We start from the raw sequence: 22,643 nt of genomic DNA, 5'->3' as shown, positions 1-22,643 counted from the left end.
TTTCTGAATATTTACATCATAAAACGATCAGTACGTGAGAGCTAAAATTCAGCAGGCATTTTCTAACAAAGTAGAATCTATTGGTTTACCAATACTTGCTTTATGCTGGGTTAGTTTTTTTTGGGGAACAACATGGCTGGCATCCAAAGAAGGCGTAAAACATATGCCTGCGTTGCAACTCGCAACTATCCGACAGTTTATGGGCGGAATTTTATATGTTGGTTATTTCATACTCAAGAAAGAACCTTGGCCAAAAGGAAAACAATGGCAAACTATCCTGGTTTTAAGTATCTTAAATTTTGTTTGTAGTAATGGTTTAAGCACTTGGGGCGTAAAATATATTAGCAGTGGTTTGGGCGCCATTATTGGTGCTATTTTCCCAATATGGATTGTTGTAATTTGTTTTTTTAAAGGGGAACGCATTGCCCGACTTGCCGTTGCGGGAATCTTAATTTGTTTTGTAGGTGTTTGTATCATTTTTATAGATCACCTTTCTGATTTCTTAAACCCTCAATTCCAATTCGGAATCTTTTTATCCGTTGCTTCAACCATAACTTGGGCTTTCGGGATTTTACATACCATGAAAAAAGCAGCTAGCTTTAATCCTTATTTTAGTTTAGGATTGCAAATGCTTATTTCGAGCTGTATTCTTTTTGGTATAACCGAAACAACTGGAACTAATATTCCTCTAAATCAAATCCCTGCTTCCTCTTGGTGGTCTATTGGGTATCTGGTAATTATCGGGTCGGTTTTAACCTTTATTGCTTTTATCTATACATTGCAGCATTTACCAAAAGAAGTTAGTAGTATTTATGCCTACATTAATCCTATTGTTGCCATTTTATTAGGTTTCATCCTTTTTGACGAAACGCTTACTCTTGCCATTGTCATAGGAGTTTTGGTAACTTTAATTGGTTTGTATTTAGTAAACTCTTCTATTAGGAAGATAAAGAAATAGACTAATTAGACTGTTTAGACTTGCTTAGATTTTTAGACTGACTTAGACTCCTTAGATTGTTGGACTTTTTAGGTTTTACCTTTAGTATCGCAAAGCCTTTTCCTGATATTAGTATTTAATAATAAAGAAATTGCTTTTAGGTACTTAATACTTAAATAAAAAACAGCTGCCTTATTAAAGACAGCCGTTTTTGTATTTTTATTTTACCAAATCTTAACTCGTTTTGATGGTTCTATATACATACCATCTCCTTGTTTTATAGAGAATGCATTATAAAAAGCATCTACATTTTGTAATGGTACATAAGCTCGGTACATTCCCGGAGCGTGTGGATCTGTTTTAACCTGACTTTTGATTGCTTCATCACGACTCTTAGTTCTCCAAACTGTTGCCCAAGATATAAAGAAACGTTGTTCTGGTGTAAAACCATCTATTAATCCAGGGTTTCCATTGGCTTTTAGATACAATTGCAATCCATCATAAGCAGCATTAATACCACCTAAATCGCCTATGTTTTCACCCAAGGTAAACTTTCCGTCTACGTGAATTCCTGGTAAAGGTTCTAATGCACTATATTGGTTTGCCAATGCAGTTCCTAAAGCTGTAAATTGTTTTAAATCATCTGCTGTCCACCAGTCAACTAGATTACCGTTTGCATTATAACGTGCACCCGAATCATCAAAACCATGAGAAATTTCATGACCAATTACTGCACCGATTCCGCCATAATTCACAGCTTCATCTGCTTGATAATTGTAAAATGGAGGTTGTAAGATAGCTGCTGGAAATACAATTTCGTTATACGATGGGTTGTAATATGCATTTACCGTTTGCGGAGACATTCCCCATACCGTTTTATCAACTGGCTTTTTGTATTTAGCAATATCTTGATTATAGTTCCATTTAGCCAGGTTGATGCTATTATCAAAATAACTTCCTCCCTCGGACACATCTTTAATAACCAACTCGCTGTAATCTTTCCATTTATCAGGATAACCAATTTTTATGGCAATCTTATTCAGCTTTTCAATTGCTTTAGTTTTAGTTTCTGCTGACATCCATGGCAAATCAGTAATACGGTTTTGGTACGCCAAAACTACATTCTGAATCATTTTTTCGGCTTTTACTTTAGCTTCAGCTGGAAACATTTTTTCAACATATAGTTTACCTAAAGATTCTCCAACCACTTGGTTTATTACCTGAAGTGCTCTTTCTTCTGCTGGACGTTGCTTTATAGCTCCTGTTAATGTTTTCCCGTAAAAATCAAAACTAGCATCTTCTATTTGAGTAGTTAACTGTGAAGATGTTTTATTTAAAATACTCCATTTTAAATATTCTTTCCAAGCGCCTACTTTATTTTCGGTAAAAATGGTTTGTAATGCTTTCATGTAACGAGGTTGCGTTACAATAATCGTATCTACTTTTGCCATTCCTATACCTGTTAGGTATTTATCCCACTGTATTGCAGGAGTCATTTTTTTAAGATCTGCAACAGCCGTAGGATTATATTGCAATCTTCCGTCTCTACGTTCCACACGGTCTAATCTTGGTGCAGACATAGCTATTTCTAAAGCTAAGATTTGAGTAGCGTTTTCTTTAGCCTTTTGTGGAGTCTCACCTATTAATTGCAACATTCTTGCAATATGGAGTTCATACTTAGCACGTTTCTCTTTAGAATCCTTATCTTCAGATACATAATAATCTTTATCCGACAGTCCTAATCGACCTACACTTAAACTAATAGCATTAACATTACTGTTCTTTTTATCAGCACTTATATAAAATCCAAAGAAACCAACTCCACCCTGAGATTCCATCTCTGCTAAGAAATTCTGTAAATCGACTACATTTTTAATAGCATCAATTTTCTTTAAGTAAGGTTGCAGCGGCGTAATTCCTCTCTTATTTCTTCCAACTGTATCTAAGATTGTATTAAAAAGAGCGATTGCTTTTCCTTGATCTGTATTCGATTTATATTTTTGACTTTTTGAAGCTTCTTTCAAAATTGCCAAAGCATCATTGTCTGTTTTCTGACGTAGTTCATTAAAACTTCCCCAAGCATTTCTATCACTAGGTATCTCGGTTTTATCCAGCCAAGTCCCATTTACATATCTAAAGAAATCCTGACTTGGTTTAACATTTTTATCCATTAAAGAAATATCAATGCCTGATGTTTTCGGTGCCATGCTTTGAGCTTGACACATTGCAAATCCTAACATTGCAGGAATTGCAAACAACAAATGTCTATTAACTTGTTTTTTCATATTTGTTTTTAAGTTTAGTATTCACAAACATATCGTTATTATTTTGAATAAAATGTTAACGATTGTACGATTTTTAGTTTCAAAAACTGGAAATCTTTAGTTGTTTCATAACAAAACAATAAATATTACAATACATTCTTATCTTCTTGGCAGAAATCACATCCTATAATTTGGTTAAAAAAAACAATGTTACCGTATTTAAAAAGAGGTTTTTGTACTTTTGCACCAAATTTTGTTTATGAAATCTTTACTCTACAAGTACAGGAAATTTTTCTTGGTCCTATTCGTATTTTCAGCCGTTACAATTTCGTTGTTTTATTCAGCATTAAAACCGAAGAAAACATTGCCTATTTTTAATCCAGCCGATGTAAATCCAGAACTGGTTGATAGCACCATGCAATACAAAAGCAAGTACCATACAATTGCCGATTTCTCGTTTGTAAATCAAAATGGTGATACGATTACTCAAAAGGATTATGATGGAAAAATATATGTAGCCGATTTCTTTTTCACTACTTGTGGTTCTATCTGCCCTAAAATGACAGCAAATCTTGCCGACGTTCAAAAAGCGGTTTTAGATAATCCTAAAGTAATGTTGCTATCGCATACTGTATTTCCAGAAACCGATAGTATTCCTGTTCTAAAAGCATATGCTGTAAAAAACGGTGTTGTAGATAGTAAATGGAACTTGGTTACTGGCGACAAAAAAGAAATTTACACCATGGCTCGAAAATCATATTTGGCTGTAAAACTAGGAAGACCTGATCAATTGTACGATATGGTGCATACAGAGAACTTTGTTTTGGTAGATCAAAAAAGACGCGTACGTGGTTTTTATGACGGAACCAAAAAAGAAGATATTCAAAAACTTATAGAAGATATTAACTTTTTGTGTACCGAATAACTTTTCGATTTTAAATTTTCTTTCAAAATCGTTAAATCTCTGAATAAATGGTTTTCATTTAACTTTTAGCAGAGCCAATCCTATATGTGAATTATATCTTAAAACATTGAAACCATAGGGCAAAACGGCTTTAAATAAATATTAAATGACTAATATTGCAATATTAATTCAATCTAAATAAACTTGAAACAATCTATCCACACCCTGAAAAAAGGCGAAAAAGCCATTATCAAAGAATTTGATATTGATTTAGTTCCGTTGAAATTATTAGAAATGGGTTGCTTGCCAGGTAACATGGTCGAATTGCTTCAAATTGCTCCGTTCGGAGATCCTTTATATTTGAATATTAATGGTTCGCATGTGGCTATTCGCATAGAAACAGCACGTGTAATAGAAGTAGAAATAATCAAATAGAATTTGCAATGAACATTCAAAATATAAACGTTGCCTTAATAGGTAATCCAAATACAGGAAAAACTTCAGTTTTTAATCAATTAACAGGTCTTAATCAGCAAGTAGGAAACTATCCGGGAATTACTGTTGAGAAAAAGATGGGATTTTGCAAATTGCCAAATAACATTAAAGCCAACATTCTCGATTTACCGGGAACGTACAGTTTAAATGCCAGCTCTATTGATGAGAATGTGGTAATTGAACTTTTGTTAAACAAAAACGACAAATTATATCCAGATGTAGCACTTGTTGTTACAGATGTAGAAAATCTTAAAAGAAATTTACTCCTTTATACTCAGATAAAAGACCTTGAAATTCCGACTATATTAGTTATTAATATGGCTGATAGAATGGAATCTAAAGGGATTACGCTTGACATCCCCTATCTTGAAGAACATTTAAAAACAAAAATTGCTTTAATAAGTTCTCGTAAAGGTCACGGAATCGATGAGCTTAAAAACCTGATTGTTAATTATAAAAACATTCCGAACGAACCGTGTTTAAACGCATCGGTTATTGACCCAGAGTATTTTAAGAGTTTACAACACGCTTTCCCAAACCAGTTATTATACAAATTGTGGTTGGTGATTACACAAGATGTGAATTTTTTAAACTTGGATAGAAACGAAATCAGAAGCACATTTACCAAATCGCATTCTGAATTAAAACGTTTACAGCAAAAAGAAACCATCAAGAGATATCAATTTATAAATGATGTTTTAAAAGAAGGTTTAAAAGTTGACCATACTGTTGCTAAAGATTTCCGTGCAAAACTAGACCGCATATTAACTCACAAAGTTTGGGGTTACGCTATATTTTTTGCCATCTTGTTTATCATATTTCAATCAATATTCCAATGGTCAACAATACCAATGGACTTTATCGATAGTACATTTGCATCATTAAGTGCATTGGCTGCTGAAAGATTACCAAGCGGAATCTTAACCGACTTATTATCTCAAGGAATTATTCCTGGAATAGGAGGAATCTTAATATTTATCCCACAAATCGCCTTCTTATTCCTCTTTATTTCCATACTCGAAGAAAGTGGTTATATGAGCCGTGTAGTTTTCCTTATGGATAAAATCATGCGTAAATTTGGATTATCAGGAAAAAGCGTTGTGCCTTTAATTTCGGGAACTGCTTGTGCAATTCCGGCAATTATGGCTACTCGTAATATCGAAAACTGGAAAGAACGATTGATCACTATTCTTGTAACACCATTTACAACTTGCTCGGCCAGATTGCCTGTTTATGCGATTATCATTTCATTGGTAATACCAGACGAGCGTGTTTTTGGAGTGCTTAATATGCAGGGTTTAACATTGATGTTGTTGTATCTTCTAGGTTTCGGAATGGCAATTTTATCTTCTTATATCTTAAATAAAATACTAAAAATAAAATCCAAAACGTATTTTGTAGTCGAAATGCCAAACTACAAAATGCCATTATTCAAGAACGTTGCCATTAATGTTGTTGAGAAAACCAAAGCATTCGTTTTTGGTGCAGGAAAGATAATCTTGGCGATATCGGTTATTTTATGGTTTTTAGCCTCATACGGACCAGGAAAGAACTTTAATGATGCTGAAGCTATCGTAACCGAAAGACACAAAGAGAAGCCTCTAAGCGACTTTGAATATGAAGAAGCGGTTGCATCTCAAAAAATAGAAAACTCTTATATCGGTTTAATGGGTAAAACTATCGAACCAGTGATATCACCTTTAGGATACGATTGGAAAATTGGTATTGCCATCATAAGCTCATTTGCAGCCCGAGAAGTGTTTGTGGGAACGCTTGCAACTATTTATAGTGTGGGTGGTACCGATAATGAAGCTACTATAAAAAGTAAAATGCAGGAAGAAATCAACCCTCAAACGGGTGAGAAAATCTTTAATTTTGCTTCAGGAATCTCACTATTACTCTTTTATGCCTTTGCATTACAGTGTGCAAGTACACTTGCAATTACCAAAAAAGAAACAAACTCTTGGAAATGGCCAATGGTTCAGCTTGTATTAATGACAGGCTTCGCATACATTACTGCATTAATAGCTTTTCAATTACTAAAATAATGTATCATGATACAGGAAATAATAGCATTCGGAATTTTATTCATTTCTATAGCATTTTTAATTCGTAAGTTTTTCTGGAAACCTAAGAAGAAAAAGGGTGACTGCGGAGAAAATGACTGTGGATGTCACTAGGAGAAAGGTACTGAGGCTCTAAGGTTCTGAGGTACTAAGAAACAAAGGTTCAAAGGTTGCTCGGTTTATGTATAAACTCGACAATCTTTGAACCTTTTGAATTTTTATTTAAATTGAAACCTCTGTAATTGAGCCACATACAGTTCTAGACTAGAATAACAACATTAGTGTTGCTTTATTTTATGGAATAGTATATATACTCAATAACTTTTGGGAAAGACGTATTGGGCTTCGACTCTGCCTGACATACAATCACATTATGGGAAACCTATATTACGTAGACGCACTGCGGTGCGTCTCTACAGAAAACCTTTGCGTCTTTGAACCTCTGCACCTCTGTACCTTTCTCAAAGAACCTTTGCGCCTTCGCCACTCTGCTCCTTTGAACCTCTCCCTTAAACTAACTTCACAAACAGATTCGAAGCAATTTTATTAGAAATCGTCAATTCCTTATCATTTACTTTGATTTTCAATGATTGATCGAAGCTTTCTTTCGATACACATTCAATTTTAGACCCCAAAGCAATTTCTTGTTTGTCTAAATATTGTAAGAATTCTGACGAAGTATCTTTTACGCCTACGCAAATACCAACCTGTTTCTCTACAAGTTCTGAAAGCAATTGCTTTTCGACTTTAATGATTCGACCGTGTGCATCGGGAATTGGATCTCCGTGTGGATCTTCGGTTGGATTACCCAGAAAATCATCCAATTTATTGATTAATTGTTCTGATTTAATATGTTCTAATTGTTCCGCTATATCATGCACTTCATCCCAAGAGAAATCAAGTTTATCTACCAGAAACACTTCCCACAATCGGTGTTTGCGAACAATCATCTTTGCCGCTAGTTTCCCATTATCAGTTAATGAAACGCCTTGATATTTTTTATAATTTATTAAATCCTTTTCGGATAGTTTTTTAAGCATATCTGTTACCGATGAGGCTTTTGTTTCCATCATTTCGGCAATAGCATTCGTACTAACCTCAGCTTCAGAGGAAGTGGTTAAATGATAAATGGCTTTAAGATAGTTTTCTTCTGAGAAGGTCATTTGATTTTAGATTTTAGAATGTCGATTTTAGATTTCAGATTCTGGGAAAACTTTGCGTCGTTGCTTATCTGAATCTTTGTCTCCCTAATGAAAAAATTATTTGATTTTAGATTTTAGAATGTCGATTTTAGATTTCAGATTCTGGGAAAACTTTGCGTCTTTGCTTATCTGAATCTTTGTCTCCCTAATGAAAAGATTATTTTATTTTTAATTTTAGCCCGAAATCATAGGAGTGATTTTAGATACTAAGGGAAACCTTTGTCTCTTTGCATCTCTGAACCTTTTCCCTTATAAAAGAACTATTTTTTAACAATAAACAAAGGTATCGAAATTTTGTGACGCAATTTGTCGACTGTCGTACCAAAAATCAAATCTTTAAACCCGGTATGTCCATGAGTTCCCATTACCAGAATATCAAAACTTCCTTTGTTTACAATGATTGGGATGATATTGTTTGGTTTACCAAATCCAAGTTCGGTATGAATCTTAAATCCTTTTACCATGAGCATCTCTTTATATTCTAGCAAAAGTTTTTCATCGATTGTAGTTTCATGATCATCTACATTCTGACCGTACATATGTGCACCAACAGTTTCGACCACGTGAATTAAAGTATAATTTGCATCTATTCCTCCCAACTCAAAAGCGCTATTAATTGCAGCTTCATCAGCATTAGAGAAATCTACTGTAATGGCAATATTCTTTTTGTTATACGTTTCTTTTACAGAAAAATGCAAGCTAAGATTATGAGGCGAATGATTTTGTATATTAGATTTTGCTTTGGCAACAAATGGTTTCACAACGATATAAAGTAACAGGACCATAAAAGCAATTGCCAGAGGAACAACGGTAAGCCAAAGCACAATAGGATTATCTGAAGCTGCTAACCAACCGCTTATTTCATCAAAAACCAATTTCCCATTTAATGAAACAATGATTGAGGCAATTATCCATGCCGTAACCTGAGTTAATCGGCTAATATGAAATCCCTTCATCTTGGTTTTATCACTCACAAAATGGATTAACGGAATAATAGCAAACCCCAATTGCAAACTCAGGATTACCTGACTTAGAATCAATAATTTGCCCGTGACGCTCTCGCCATAAATCAAGATTACGATTACAGCCGGAACAATCGCTATTAAACGTGTTATAATACGTCGCACCCAAGGCTGAATACGAAGATTCAAATACCCTTCCATAACAATCTGCCCTGCTAAAGTTCCTGTTATTGTAGAGCTTTGCCCTGCAGCAATTAAGGCTACTGCAAAGAGTATTGGCGCCCACTTAGTTCCTAAAAGTGGTTCTAAAAACTTATGTGCATCCTGAATCTCGGCTACCTCAAACATTCCGTTACGATGAAAAGTTGCTGCGGCTAAAATCAAAATAGCTGCATTTACAAAAAACGCGAGATTAAGTGCAATTGTCGAATCGATAAGATTATATTTTAATGCTTGCTTGATTCCAGCTGGACTTCGGTCAAACTTTCTGGTTTGCACCAATGAGGAATGCAGGTATAAATTGTGTGGCATTACCGTAGCTCCGATAATTCCGATGGCAATGTATAGTGCCGCAGAATTTGGTAAAGATGGAATCAATCCGTATAATACTTTATCTAGTTCAGGCTCAGCAAAAATCATTTCGAAAACAAAAGAAAAACCAATTATTGCAACAAGTACAATGATAAAAGCTTCCATTTTTCGGATTCCTTTATTGATAAGAAATAGCAACAGGAAAGTATCAAGAACAGTTATTAAAACTCCTTCAATAAGCGGAATGTCAAATAATAGATTAATACCAATTGCCATTCCTAAAACCTCAGCAAGATCGCAGGCTGCAATAGCTACTTCGGCAAGAATATATAATATATAATTAATGAATTTAGAATAAGTTTCTCGCGAAGCTTGTGCCAAATCGCGTTGGGTTACGATTCCTAATCGGGCACTAAGACTTTGCAACAACAAAGCCATTAAATTACTCATTAACAAAACCCAAAGTAAGGCATACCCAAACTGACTTCCTCCTGCAATATCAGTCGCCCAGTTTCCTGGGTCCATATAACCCACACTCACCAAATAAGCCGGGCCAAAAAATGCTAATATTTTTCTAAAAACAGATTTTTTATTTTGCGTATGAACCGATTGGTTAACTTCTTCAAGAGATTTAGTCATTTCATAAAAATTATTAAAGCAAATATATACAAAAATAGCATTGCTCAAATATTTTTTTTAGCCTTGTCTAAATGTTAAATAGTTTTATAAACAATTCGGACACAATCCCGAAAGAGTAAAGTTTACATCATTGACTTTGTAATTACGAGGGATTATATAGCTTGGCTGCACGTTTTCCATACAAGTAACCTTTAAGCATTTTTCACAACTAAAATGTACATGATTATGAATATGCACATGGTTTGCATGATGACATTTGGCATACTTAATAGTACCATCAAGATTCACGATTTTATGAATAACATCTTCATTCACTAATCGGTCTAAAATTCTATAAATGGTAACACGATCACATAAATCTTGGGTTAGTTTATGAATCTCTGAATGGGACAAAGCCGAATCTGAATTGGTAATTAATTCTAAAATGGCTCCCTTAGCCGCGGTATTACGGGTAACTTTCATATGTAAAATATTAACGCAACATGGTTGCATTTAAAATAATTTTCTATATTTGCAACATCATTGCATTAAGCAAATATACAAGATAATGAAAACAAAAACAACCTTTAATTGGGACTTATTAGGAATTTCGAGCGCATCTATTTGCCTGATACATTGCTTAATTTTCCCTGTCATTACAATCCTTCCTTTAGGACTTAATCACAATCCCTTAATCGATTTATTATTTGTTTCAATAGGATTCTTTGCTGTTGTAAAAATAATAAAGAAATCCAATCTTTTGGTAAGTAGTATCCTTATTCTGTCTTTAACCCTCATTTTTATAAGTATTCTCATAGAAATAGTACTAGATGTACATTCCTATTTAATCTTTATTGGAGGAATTGGAATGATAATCGGTCATTTTTTAAATTACAGAAGCCATAAAAAAACAGAACAATGAAAAAACTACCTGTAACTGTATTAAGCGGATTTCTTGGAGCCGGAAAAACAACTTTGCTCAATCACATACTTCACAACAAAGAAGGTTTAAAAGTCGCTGTGATTGTTAATGATATGAGCGAAGTAAATATTGATGCGCAACTTGTAAAAAATGAGCACACATTATCGCGCACCGAAGAAAAACTAGTCGAAATGAGCAATGGATGCATTTGTTGCACCTTACGAGAAGATTTAATGATTGAAGTAGAAAAGCTTGCCAGAGAAAATCGCTTTGATTATTTACTTATCGAAAGCACTGGAATTGGCGAACCCATTCCTGTTGCACAAACATTCTCTTTTGTAAATGAAGATGAAAATATCGATTTATCGCGGTTTAGTTATGTCGATACAATGGTTACGGTTATAGATAGTTTAAACTTCTTCAAAGATTTTAGTTCTGATGAAACATTACAAGAACGAAATGTATCTGATATAGAAAACGATAACCGAACAATTGTAAATCTTTTGGTAGATCAGGTAGAATTTGCCAATGTTATTATCCTGAACAAAACAGATTTAATACCTCCTGAATCACTACAAACACTTAAAGTTTATATTCAGAAACTAAATCCCGTTGCCAAAATACTTACTTCAGTTTTAGGCAAAGTAAATCCGACAGAGATTATAAATACAGGATTATTCAATTTTGAAGAAGCCGAGAACTCGGCAGGATGGATTAGAGAGTTAGAAGGAATTCATACACCCGAAACCGAAGAATACGGAATAAGTTCGTTTGTATTTCGTGACCCAAAGCCGTTTCACCCACATCGGTTTTGGCATTTTATTAAATCTGATTTCCCTTCAAATATAATTCGCAGTAAGGGATTATTATGGATGGCATCACGTCCTGAACAAGCCATAAACTGGAGTCAGGCTGGTGGATCAATGAAAGCTGAGGGCGCTGGCGTTTGGTGGGCAAGTATGCCGCTTGGCGAGCGCATGTCTTATAACAATTTTGTAGAATTTCAGGATATAATCGAAGAACGCTGGACTTCCGATTTTGGCGACCGACTTAATGAAATCGTTTTTATTGGTCAAAAAATGAATGAAGAAAAAATCACCAAAGAACTTAAAAAGTGCCTTTGCTCCGAAGATGAAATTATTGATTATCAAAAAGGAAGTTTCTCAAAAAAAGACCCCTTTCCTATACCTAGAATCTTTTCATAGCGCGGTGGGTACAATTACTGCGTCTATACGCTTTTCATTCGGGTTGCAAAAAAATATTTAACACATAGGAACATAGATTTTATGTGTAAATAAAAGAAATCAAAAAGAAATATATTTCTTTCACATAGATAGCTATGTGCAGTTAAAACAAGTGAAACGCCTTTTTTGTGTGTGCAAAATCTATGTTCCTATGTGTTAAAATTAGTCGTCCTAACAGGTTTTTCATAAACAATAAATATAAAACTATGATAGACAATAATAAATATGATGTTATAATAATCGGTGGCAGTTATGCCGGATTTTCAGCAGCAATGGCTTTAGGTCGCGCGTTACGGAAAGTATTAATAATCGATAGCGGCAAACCCTGCAACCAACAAACGCCATATTCTCACAATTTTATAACCCTCGATGGTAAAAAACCCTCAGATATTAATAGTAGAGCAAAAAAGCAAGTTTTAAAATACCCAACGGTAACTTTCGTAGAAGCTAAAGCAACTGCAGTTATAAAAAGCAAAAACGCTTTTGAGATAGAAACCGAAAAAGGAGAAACATATACTGCCCGAAAATTACTTTTTACAACAGGGCTAAGAGATTTATTTCCAGAGATAAATGGATTTGCAAAATGCTGGGGAATCTCAATATTACATTGTCCATATTGCCACGGATATGAGGTAAAAAATGAAACAACCGGCATTATTGCAAACGAAGCTATTGGATATGAATTCACAAAGATGATTTCTAACTGGACAAAAAGCTTAACCTTATTCACAAATGGTACATCAGCACTAACCGAAGAACAAACCGAAATTCTTAAAAAGAATAATGTTGCTATAGTCGAAAAACAAATTGATTATTTCGAGCACAATGAAGGTAAATTAATAAATATAGTTTTTAAAAACGGTACAAAAGCAGCAATTAAAGCTCTTTATGCCAAACCTCCATTTGAGCAACATTCCTTTTTACCACAAGAATTAGGTTGCGAAATGACCGAGCAAGGCTTAATAAAAGTTGATGCTTTGCAAAAAACAACAATTCCAGGCATTTATGCCGCAGGCGACAATAGCACATTTGCACGTTCTCTTGCTTTGGCCGTTTCCTCAGGATCTGTTGCTGGCGCAATGATAAACAAAGAAATTATAGAGGAAGATTTTAATTAAACGTTTCATTTTTTGAATTTTTGTTTTTTAGAATCCCGATTGTTTTGGTTTGCGATCGGGATAGTAAGCGGTTCATCTTTAACAATGAACCGCTTTTTTAATATGAAATTATACTTTTTTTACATTAGAATTTTGTTTGTCGAATATAATTTTTAGATTTGTCTAAAATATAATTTACATAAAATGAAATATTTATTTACAATACTACTGTTTTCAATACTTCAGGTTTCATTTTCACAAAATACTACTTCAATTACTGGAAAAGTATCTATCGAAAATCAGGAAAACCCACAAGCTAATGTTCAATTATTAAAAACAAATTATAAAACCCAAACCGATAGTTTAGGTAATTACAAATTAGAGAATATCCCGCAAGGAAATTATAAGATTCAGATTTCATCGCTTGGCTTGCAAACTATTATCAAAAACATATCTGTTAAAGAAAATCAACCACTAATTTTAGATTTTGAATTATCTAATGATGAAAATGAACTAAACGAAGTAGTAATTTCAGGAACTTTAAAAGCAGTAAAAAGATTAGAGAGTGCCGTACCTGTAGAGGTTTATTCACCAGTATTCTTCAAAAAAAATCCTACCGCCAATATTTATGAAGCATTGCAAAACGTAAATGGAGTTCGACCTCAGCTTAATTGTGGTGTTTGTAACACAGGAGATATTCATATAAATGGTCTGGAAGGTCCATACACAGCGGTAATGATTGATGGAATGCCAATTGTAAGTAGTTTATCGACCGTTTATGGATTATCGGGTATTCCGAATTCATTGGTAGAAAGAATTGAAATTGTAAAAGGTCCCGCATCCTCTTTATACGGAAGTGAAGCCGTAGGTGGATTAATCAATATTATTACTAAAAGCGCAGCCAATGCACCGACTTTCTCCGCCGATGTTTTTACTACAAGTTGGTTAGAAACAAATATAGATTTGGGAGTAAAATTTGACGTGGGTAAAAAAGCAACCGCTTTATTAGGGGTTAACTATTTTAACTATAACCAAAGAATCGATAATGACAATGATGGTTTTACTGATGTTACATTGCAAGATCGTATCTCTCTATTTCAAAAATGGACTTTTAAAAGAAAAGAAAACAGACTTTTTACCATTGCCGCACGCGGAATGTATGAAGATCGCTGGGGAGGTGATGTACGCTGGGAGAAAAAATATCGTGGTGGCGACGAAATTTATGGTGAGAGTATTTACACCAAACGAGGTGAACTTATAGGAAGTTACCAGTTACCAACAGAAGAAAAACTAGTATTCTCTTTTTCTGGTAACGTTCATTACCAAGATAGTCGCTACGGAACTACATCGTATATTGCGAACCAAAAAATAGGTTTTGCTCAACTTACCTGGGACAAGAAAATTGGAAGCAACGATTTGCTTGCAGGGATTGCATCTCGCTACACTTATTACGACGACAATACAACTTCGACATCATTGCAAGGTCAGAATAATCCAGAGAAAACATGGCTGCCTGGTATTTTCTTGCAAGACGAAATAACACTCAACGAAAAAAACAAAATCCTATTAGGACTTCGATACGATTACAACTCTATTCACGGGAATATCATCACTCCAAGATTTGCTTATAAGCTAAAATTCAACGACAATAATATCCTCCGTTTTAATGCCGGAACGGGTTATAGAGTTGTGAATTTATTTACTGAAGATCACGCTGCTTTAACAGGTTCACGAGAAGTTGTTATTGCAAACAATCTGAATCCCGAAAAATCGGTTAATGCCAATTTAAACTACATCAAGAAAATATACTTTTCGAGCGGAACTTTCGTAGGAATAGAAACTACCGCCTTTTATACTCGATTTAGTAATAAGATAGTTTCAGATTATGTAACAGATCCAAACAAAATCATTTACGACAATATTAATGGGTATGCAGTAAGTCAGGGAATCAGTACAAACATTGACGTGAACTTTACTAACGGATTAAAACTAATTACTGGCGCTACAATTATGGACGTTTCTAATGTACAGGACGGAGTTCGAGAAAGACCATATCTAACAGAAAAATTCACAGCAACTTGGAGCATTTCGTATAAAATAGACCCAATTGATTTAGCAATAGATTATACTGGAAACCTTTACAGTCCGATGAAATTACCATTGTTAAGCGATACCGACCCAAGAAGTCCAAACTCACCTTGGTATAGTTTACAAAACATTCAGTTTACGTATACAGGTTGGAGAAATTTTGAATTGTACGCAGGAATTAAAAACCTACTTAACTTTACACCAAAGCGAAACAATCCGTTCTTGATTTCTAGAACCAATGATCCATTTGACAAAAGCGTAGAATACGCACCAAACGGAACTGTACTTGTAACACCAAGCAACCCGTATGGTTTAACATTCGACACGACTTATGTTTACGGACCAAACCAAGGAATACGAGGTTTCTTTGGGTTACGGTATAACTTGAGATAAAGAATAATTTATGCTACAGATTGCACACATTAAAAGAAGTTAGTAGCAAAAAAGGACGCAGATGACGCGGATTTACAAAAGTAAAGACGCTATCCCCAAGCTCAATGTCATTAAGTTAAGTACTTTTATCTAATTATAGTTAATTATTTTCGCGCAAAGACGCAAAAGCGCAAAGGTTTTAGGCATAAACTTGGCGGCTTGGCGACTTTGCGTGAGATTTATTCGGTACAGTATTGCAGCTGTTTTTCTTAACTTAATGACATTACCTGAAGCATCGGGACAAATTTCAAAAAAACAATAAAAAATCCGGTTTTATCCGCGTTTTCGCCTGAGCGAATCCGTTTTATCCGCGTCCCTTTTAATCACTAGCAAAAAACAAATGAAAAAGCTCATTCTATTTCTTTTCTTCTTATCAATTACCTCAACAGGTTTTGCTCAACTAAGTTCCTATTCGTTTGAGCAAATAGATAGTTTACAGCAAATCCAGAAACGGAAAGTCATTGTTTTTATCCATACCGATTGGTGTAAATATTGTCAGGCAATGAAAAATTCAACTTTCAAGAACAAAACAATAATAGCGCAACTCAACGCCGAATTCTATTTTGTTGATTTTAATGCTGAAGAAAAAAGAACAATCCGTTTTAATAATCAAACCTTCAACTATAAGCCAAACGGAAATTCAAGTGGAGTTAATGAATTGGCAATTCAATTAGGAACAGTAAAAAATCAAATAACGTACCCCATTATTTGCGTTTTAAATCCCGAAAACGAAATCATTTTTCAAGATACAAGTTATCGCAATGCTAAAGATTTTGAATTGATTTTAGCGAAACTCAAAGATTGAGTATTTACTCTATTTTACATACTATATTGTCTATAAGGGAACGCAGATGAAACGGATTTACTAAAGTAAAGACGCTGATTAAAACGGATTTTTTTAAAATATTAGAAATTAAATCCGTTTAATCCGCATTCCTTTCGCAAAGAATTAAATAGAATTTTAGAGATTAAATGAATTATTAAACTTTGCGACCTTTGCGTAAAAGCCTTGCGTTCTTTGCGGTTATTTTTTTTTGTCACAGATTGTACAGATTAAAAAGTTTGATAAATGTTGCGGTTCAATTTCTCTATAAAGATTATCAAGCTACTTCCTTCATCAGAAGGACAAGTTTGGGAAATAATAAGTTTAATAAAATTCCCTATTTTTGATAAAAATAGATTTCCCACAACATGAAGCATTACGATTACATTTTTACAGGAACTGGTTTATCAGCAATGATGACGGTTTATAAAATGGTGTTGTCTGGGAAGTTTACCGGAAAATCTATTTTGCTAATTGATGAAGACACAAAGAAAACCAATGATCGAACTTGGTGTTTTTGGGAGAAAGAAGAATCAATTTGGGAAAACACTATTTCAAAAAAATGGGATTTAGCTTTATTTGCCAATGAAAACTTTAAACGCGATTTAGAGTTAAAGCCCTATAAATACAATCAAATCCGCAGTTTGGATTTTTACAATTCTGTTTTTGAACTAATTAAAAAACAAGAAAACATCACTTTCCTAAACGACAAAGTAACCGACATTAACGAACTTGAAACTCATGTTTTTGTCGCAACTTCTACAAATACTTTCACCTGTAACCAGCTTTTAAATAGTATTTACAACAAAGCATTGGTCGAAAGTCAACAAAAATATCCCGTTTTACAACAGCATTTTATCGGATGGTTTATCAAAAGTAACCAAGCTGTTTTTAATTCGGAACAGGTTACCTTCATGGATTTTTCGGTTGCTCAAAAAGGAAACACTCGCTTTATGTATGTTTTACCAACATCTACAACCGAAGCTTTGATTGAATATACTTTGTTTTCGCATTCCCTTTTAGAAAAACAAGAATACGAATCAGAGATTAAAAACTATATCCAAAAACTAGGTATTCAGGATTATGAAATAATCGAAAAGGAACAAGGAAGCATCCCAATGACTTGTTATCCTTTCTGGAAAAGAAACACTAATCGAGTACTGAATATCGGTACGGCTGGTGGCTGGACCAAAGCTAGTACGGGATATACTTTTAAAAAGTCTGATAAAAAGTCAACACAATTAGTATCATTTCTTGAAACTCAAACTGATTTCCGGAAATTTCATAAAAAAAGTAAATTCTGGTTTTATGATTTGCTTTTATTGGATATCCTTGACAGAAACAATGAACTGGGAAGCTCTATTTTTTCGGATATGTTTCAGAAAGGAAATTCTGCATTGATTTTTAAGTTTTTAGACGAAGAAACTAACTTAATCGAAGATGTTAAAGTTATTTTAAAGTGCCCAAAAATGCCATTTATAAAAGCGTTATTTAGAGTGATTTTTCTTTCAAATAAATTCTAACTTTAAATCTTACCTTTTGAAAAACATTATTTTAGGTTGCTGTTTTTTTACTACAATTCTTTCCTTTGGTCAAATGCCCAAAAACAAGGCTCAGGAAGCTATCGTTAAACAATCTTTAGATAGTTGTGCTTACAAATACAATTACACTTTTCAAATGTCGGAGTGGCAAAATTGTATTGATGAAGGCTTAAAAAAAGACAATACAATAGCCTATTTGTGGCAACAAAAAGCAATGCCTTATTTTAAATGTAAAAAATATGAAGTTGGAATGCCTTTTCTAGACAAAGCTGTTTTATACGATAAGCAAGAATGGTTGCCATATAGAGGTTTTATGAAATGTGTTTTCGTAAAAAACTACAAAGAAGCGATTCAGGATTTAGAAGAATCTATAACTCTTTATGGAAACGGATATAGAATGGATCATCCCTATAGTTTTTATATCGGACTTTGTTATTTACAATTAAACGAATATGATAAAGCAGAAAAACTTTTTGACGATTATGTAAATGATATCTATAAAAACAGACAACAACTAGAACATCCCACCGCTTATTTTTACCAAGGAATAGCCAAATATGAACTCAAAAAATGGGATGAAGCAATTGCTATTTTCGATAAAGCTTTAAAAATTTACCCACAGTTTTCGGATGCAAAATATTACAAAGCAATTTGTTTGTTCAAACTAAGTAAGCCAAAAGAAGAAATTACAACCTTGGCAGCTTCAGCAAGAGAAGATGCTGCTAAAGGATTTACGCTTAATGAGGACAATACTATTTACGAAACCTATCCATATCAGGTAAAGTTTACCAAATAATCGTTAACCAACAAAACTCTACTATCTGCAAAGTCTCTACTTTGCAGATTTTTTTTATCCCAATACGACTTAAAATAATTCTCGATTTATCTGTTGATTTGATACTCTGACTACTTTCCTATAGAAATTACAAGAATATCGTTTTATCGAAAAAAGTAGTGGATGCCTTGAGAACTGAGGTTTATTCTACAGCTAAAATATGTCTTATTCTTTTGTTATAAGGTTTTATTGAGGCGGTTAGAAAGACTTGTTCGGATTTAGCTTTGCAAATTCTAAATAATGTTCAATTCATTATTGAAGAAAACTAAGGCTTGACCTCTAGCAATAGTGAACAAAGTAAAGAGAAAAAAAGGAGTAAGAAAATCTACTATAATAATGTAGATCTAATGTAATCGTTCATTCACGATAATGAATAAATTGGGAAATTATGGGAGTTACTAAACACTTAAATTTTGATATAGAAACTAAAGCAATAGGGAAAATTTGTAAAGCACTGGGACATCCTACGCGAATACAAATTATGACCTTGTTATGGAAAAGAAACAACAGGACTTGTGGTGAAATTGTTGAATTAATTCCGCTGGCACAATCAACTATATCCAAACATTTATTAGAATTAAAAAAAGCTAATCTTGTAATTGTAACAAACGAAGGAAAGAAAACAATTTATTCTATTGAAGTTGAAAACATTCAAATGCTTAAAATGTATTTGACTAGTTATCTTTCGACCATCGAACTTTCCGAACAAAACAAGGCTACCGTTTTAACAACTAAACGTAAACCAAGAGGTAGAAATAGCCATTTCAAACAATACAACTATCAATTTCCTGATAAAATAATAAAACAGGCAATGTAGATATCCTTGATTTCTCCCATTGAAAAGCCACAAAGTAGAAGAAAATATAGTATTGTGTTTGGTTTAAAAACAAACTTTAAACTATTACAAAAACTTTATTCAGGAATTAAAATTCTTACTTTTAAACTTTGTAACTTTACAATTAAGACTAATGTACATTTAATGTAATCGTACAATAACGATAGTAAATTAATTGGCAAATTTATGGGAGTTACTAAACACTTAAACTTTGATATCGAGACAAAAGTAGTAGGAGAAATTTGCAAAGCACTTGGACATCCTACGCGAATTCAGATTATGACCCTGCTCTGGAAAAAAAACAACAGAACTTGCGGTGAAATCGTCGAATTAATTCCGTTGGCACAATCAACAATATCTAAACATTTATTAGAGTTAAAGAAAGCAAATCTTGTAATGATAAAAAATGAAGGGAAAAGAATAGTTTACTCGGTTGAAATTGACAGCATACAAATGCTCAAAAAATATCTAAGCAGTTATCTTTCAACCTTTGAAGTTCCCGAGAAAAATAAGTCAACCATTTTAACAACTAAACATAAAACAGAAAGTACAAATGGTCGGTTGAAACAATACAATTATCAATTTCCTGATAAAAAATAAAATAGCAACTTTATCTTATCTATCTGTAAACCCACAAAATAAGAGAAATTCCGAATAATGTTATACTATATGATTTGATTTAAAAACAAACACTAAACTATAACAAAACTTTATACCGGAATTAAAGTTCTTGTTTTTAAACTTTGTAACTTTGCAATTCTTAAAGTTAAACTAAAAAATAAAAAATATGTATCCAGAAGAAATGGTAAAACCAATGCAAGCTGAATTAACATCAGCAGGTTTTCAAGATTTACATAGTGCAGCAGAAGTTGATAACGCAATCAAATCAGAAGGAACAACATTAGTAGTTGTAAACTCTGTATGTGGTTGTGCAGCAAGAAACGCACGTCCAGGAGCAAAAATGAGTTTAGATGGTGCTAAAAAACCAGACCATTTAATTACTGTTTTTGCAGGTGTTGATAAAGAAGCTGTAGATGCAGCAAGACAACATATGTTCCCTTTCCCTCCATCATCGCCAAGTATGGCTTTGTTTAAAAACGGAGAATTAGTTCACATGTTAGAGCGTCACCATATCGAAGGTCGCCCAGCTGAATTAATTGCTGAGAATTTACAAGATGCTTTTAATGAGTTCTGCTAGTTAGGTTCAAAGAAGTATTAAGGTACAGAGGTACAAAGATTTAAAAAGCACTATTAATTTAGTGCTTTTTTGTTTTTGTTAGTCCCGTTTAAAAACTTAAAACCTTGGTAACTTAGTATCTCAGAACCTTTGTTACTTCAAGCCTTTGCAACTTTGAACCTTTTTCCTTACTTTTGCACTTTCAAAAAAATAATTTCTTAACTTAAAACTGTTTATAGCATGCAACTGTATAACACTTTGAGCGCAGAAGAAAGAGCCATCATGATTGATGATGCCGGTAAACAACGACTAACGTTGTCTTTCTATGCGTATGCCAAAATTCAAGATCCCAAAAAATTTCGCGATGATTTATTTGTAGCCTGGAATACCCTCGATGCTTTAGGCCGAATTTACGTTGCCAACGAAGGTATAAATGCTCAGATGAGTATTCCTGCCGAAAATTTGGAGGCTTTTAGAGAAACTCTTGAAATCTACGATTTCATGAAAGGCATACGATTGAATGAAGCTGTAGAACATGATGACCATTCCTTTTTAAAACTTACCATTAAAGTTCGTCACAAAATTGTCGCTGACGGTTTAAACGACGAAACTTTTGATGTAACTGATATAGGCGTTCACCTGAAAGCCAAGGAATTTAATGAAATTCTTGATGATCCAAATACTATTGTTGTTGATTTTAGAAATCACTACGAAAGCGAAGTGGGACATTTTAAAGGAGCTATAACTCCTGATGTAGAAACTTTTAGAGAGAGTTTACCAATAATTAACGATCAACTTAAGAATCATAAAGAGGATAAAAACCTGGTAATGTATTGTACAGGTGGAATTCGTTGTGAGAAAGCCAGTGCTTATTTTAAGCATCAAGGTTTTAAAAATGTTTATCAATTAGAAGGTGGAATTATTAATTACGCCAAACAAATTGAAGCTGAAGGTTTAGAAAGTAAATTTATCGGGAAAAACTTTGTATTTGATAATCGTCTAGGCGAAAGAATCACCGAAGATATCATTTCGCAATGTCACCAATGTGGAAAACCTTGCGACAATCACACCAATTGTGAGAATGACGGATGTCATTTATTATTTATTCAGTGTGATGATTGTAAAACTGCAATGGAAAACTGTTGCTCTACTGAATGTTTAGATACCATACACATGCCTCTGGTTGATCAGGTACGATTGAGAATCGGAAAGCAAGTTGGAAACAAGGTTTTTAGAAAAGGAAAATCAGATAGTTTAAAATTCAAACATTCCGGAGAACTACCAAATGCCGCTTTAGGTACAGTTGACCCAAGCGTTAGCGAACTGGCGAAGCAAAAACAAGCAGATATTCGCCAAAAAATAAAAGTAAAAAAAGTACTTCTTGGTAAAGCGGAACATTATTATGTAAAAGCTCAAGTTGGTCTTTTTACTATCGAAAATCAAGAGTTGAATGCTGGTGATACAATCTTAATCTCTGGACCAACTACAGGAAATCAGGAATTGGTTTTAGAAAAAATGATTGTTAACGAAATAGCTGCTACTACTGCTAAAATTGGCGATAGAGTTACTTTTGAAGTTCCATTTCGTATTCGTTTATCAGATAAATTGTATAAAATTATAAATTAGCTAAAATTTTAAGCTAATTTACATGTCGCATTCGTTTACGAAAT

At 33.7% G+C, this 22,643-nt stretch carries 20 protein-coding genes; 16 read left to right on the top strand and 4 right to left on the bottom strand.

Features of this window, described 5'->3' with window-relative positions:
• The first annotated feature begins 34 nt into the window (after positions 1 to 34).
• Positions 35 to 958 carry a DMT family transporter gene (locus tag B8T70_RS09820; protein WP_039113536.1) on the top strand — a complete coding sequence of 308 codons (924 nt, stop codon included), beginning with the start codon at positions 35 to 37 and terminating at the stop codon, positions 956 to 958.
• A gap of 203 nt (positions 959 to 1,161) precedes the next feature.
• Here B8T70_RS09820 and B8T70_RS09815 read toward each other — a convergent pair whose 3' ends face one another.
• Positions 1,162 to 3,222 (bottom strand): M13 family metallopeptidase, encoded by a 2,061-nt coding sequence (locus B8T70_RS09815; RefSeq protein ID WP_086894728.1) that lies wholly within the window; start codon positions 3,220 to 3,222, stop codon positions 1,162 to 1,164.
• A 238-nt stretch (positions 3,223 to 3,460) separates the two neighbouring features.
• Between B8T70_RS09815 and B8T70_RS09810 the strand changes: the two genes are divergently transcribed.
• From B8T70_RS09810 to B8T70_RS09795, 4 genes are all read left to right on the top strand, one after another.
• Complete coding sequence (locus tag B8T70_RS09810; protein WP_039113533.1) at positions 3,461 to 4,126, top strand: SCO family protein; 666 nt, start codon at positions 3,461 to 3,463, stop codon at positions 4,124 to 4,126.
• Between the two features lie 183 nt (positions 4,127 to 4,309).
• Positions 4,310 to 4,540: a FeoA family protein gene (locus tag B8T70_RS09805; protein WP_039113531.1), complete on the top strand. Its 231-nt coding sequence runs from the start codon at positions 4,310 to 4,312 to the stop codon at positions 4,538 to 4,540.
• An 8-nt stretch (positions 4,541 to 4,548) separates the two neighbouring features.
• Positions 4,549 to 6,648: a ferrous iron transport protein B gene (gene feoB, locus B8T70_RS09800; RefSeq protein WP_086894727.1), complete on the top strand. Its 2,100-nt coding sequence runs from the start codon at positions 4,549 to 4,551 to the stop codon at positions 6,646 to 6,648.
• Positions 6,649 to 6,654: 6 nt separating this feature from the next.
• Positions 6,655 to 6,780: a FeoB-associated Cys-rich membrane protein gene (locus tag B8T70_RS09795; protein WP_082001810.1), complete on the top strand. Its 126-nt coding sequence runs from the start codon at positions 6,655 to 6,657 to the stop codon at positions 6,778 to 6,780.
• A gap of 395 nt (positions 6,781 to 7,175) precedes the next feature.
• Here the strand turns inward: B8T70_RS09795 and B8T70_RS09790 are convergent, their stop codons facing one another.
• From B8T70_RS09790 to B8T70_RS09780, 3 genes are all read right to left on the bottom strand, one after another.
• Positions 7,176 to 7,829, bottom strand: a complete 654-nt coding sequence (locus tag B8T70_RS09790) for a metal-dependent transcriptional regulator (RefSeq protein ID WP_039113528.1) — start codon at positions 7,827 to 7,829, stop codon at positions 7,176 to 7,178.
• Positions 7,830 to 8,128: 299 nt separating this feature from the next.
• On the bottom strand, positions 8,129 to 10,000 hold the full coding sequence (locus tag B8T70_RS09785) for an Nramp family divalent metal transporter (RefSeq protein ID WP_086894726.1): 1,872 nt from the start codon (positions 9,998 to 10,000) through the stop codon (positions 8,129 to 8,131).
• 84 nt (positions 10,001 to 10,084) lie between these two features.
• Positions 10,085 to 10,462, bottom strand: a complete 378-nt coding sequence (locus tag B8T70_RS09780) for a Fur family transcriptional regulator (RefSeq protein ID WP_039113526.1) — start codon at positions 10,460 to 10,462, stop codon at positions 10,085 to 10,087.
• A gap of 85 nt (positions 10,463 to 10,547) precedes the next feature.
• Here B8T70_RS09780 and B8T70_RS09775 point away from each other — a divergent pair, with 85 nt between their 5' ends.
• The 11 genes from B8T70_RS09775 (at position 10,548) to B8T70_RS09725 (ending at position 22,599) form a co-directional block, all read left to right on the top strand.
• The gene (locus B8T70_RS09775) at positions 10,548 to 10,901 is read left to right on the top strand and encodes a MerC domain-containing protein (RefSeq protein ID WP_086894725.1); all 354 of its coding nucleotides are present in this window, start codon (positions 10,548 to 10,550) and stop codon (positions 10,899 to 10,901) included.
• On the top strand, positions 10,898 to 12,106 hold the full coding sequence (locus B8T70_RS09770; RefSeq protein ID WP_086894724.1) for a GTP-binding protein: 1,209 nt from the start codon (positions 10,898 to 10,900) through the stop codon (positions 12,104 to 12,106). Before B8T70_RS09775 ends, B8T70_RS09770 begins: the two co-directional genes overlap by 4 nt.
• Positions 12,107 to 12,351: 245 nt before the next feature.
• Positions 12,352 to 13,263, top strand: coding sequence for an NAD(P)/FAD-dependent oxidoreductase (locus B8T70_RS09765; protein ID WP_086894723.1), 912 nt, complete (start codon positions 12,352 to 12,354; stop codon positions 13,261 to 13,263).
• Positions 13,264 to 13,446: 183 nt separating this feature from the next.
• Positions 13,447 to 15,723 (top strand): TonB-dependent receptor, encoded by a 2,277-nt coding sequence (locus B8T70_RS09760; RefSeq protein WP_086894722.1) that lies wholly within the window; start codon positions 13,447 to 13,449, stop codon positions 15,721 to 15,723.
• A gap of 379 nt (positions 15,724 to 16,102) precedes the next feature.
• A complete protein-coding gene (locus tag B8T70_RS09755) occupies positions 16,103 to 16,567 on the top strand; it encodes a thioredoxin family protein (protein ID WP_086894721.1) in 465 nt (154 codons plus the stop codon).
• A gap of 386 nt (positions 16,568 to 16,953) precedes the next feature.
• Complete coding sequence (locus B8T70_RS09750; protein WP_086894720.1) at positions 16,954 to 18,108, top strand: lycopene cyclase family protein; 1,155 nt, start codon at positions 16,954 to 16,956, stop codon at positions 18,106 to 18,108.
• Between the two features lie 16 nt (positions 18,109 to 18,124).
• Entirely contained in the window at positions 18,125 to 18,922 is a 798-nt protein-coding gene (locus B8T70_RS09745) for a tetratricopeptide repeat protein (protein WP_086894719.1), read from the top strand.
• Between the two features lie 427 nt (positions 18,923 to 19,349).
• Positions 19,350 to 19,778 (top strand): helix-turn-helix transcriptional regulator, encoded by a 429-nt coding sequence (locus tag B8T70_RS09740; RefSeq protein ID WP_052250034.1) that lies wholly within the window; start codon positions 19,350 to 19,352, stop codon positions 19,776 to 19,778.
• Positions 19,779 to 19,982: 204 nt separating this feature from the next.
• On the top strand, positions 19,983 to 20,396 hold the full coding sequence (locus tag B8T70_RS09735; protein WP_052250035.1) for a helix-turn-helix transcriptional regulator: 414 nt from the start codon (positions 19,983 to 19,985) through the stop codon (positions 20,394 to 20,396).
• Between the two features lie 187 nt (positions 20,397 to 20,583).
• On the top strand, positions 20,584 to 20,994 hold the full coding sequence (locus tag B8T70_RS09730; RefSeq protein ID WP_039113515.1) for a BrxA/BrxB family bacilliredoxin: 411 nt from the start codon (positions 20,584 to 20,586) through the stop codon (positions 20,992 to 20,994).
• A gap of 219 nt (positions 20,995 to 21,213) precedes the next feature.
• Complete coding sequence (locus tag B8T70_RS09725; protein WP_086894718.1) at positions 21,214 to 22,599, top strand: rhodanese-related sulfurtransferase; 1,386 nt, start codon at positions 21,214 to 21,216, stop codon at positions 22,597 to 22,599.
• Positions 22,600 to 22,643: the final 44 nt, after the last annotated feature.

The sequence above is a fragment of the Flavobacterium sp. AJR genome, assembly GCF_002156885.1.
Taxonomy (GTDB): Bacteria; Bacteroidota; Bacteroidia; order Flavobacteriales; family Flavobacteriaceae; genus Flavobacterium.
This window is presented reverse-complemented; position numbering and strand designations above follow the sequence as displayed.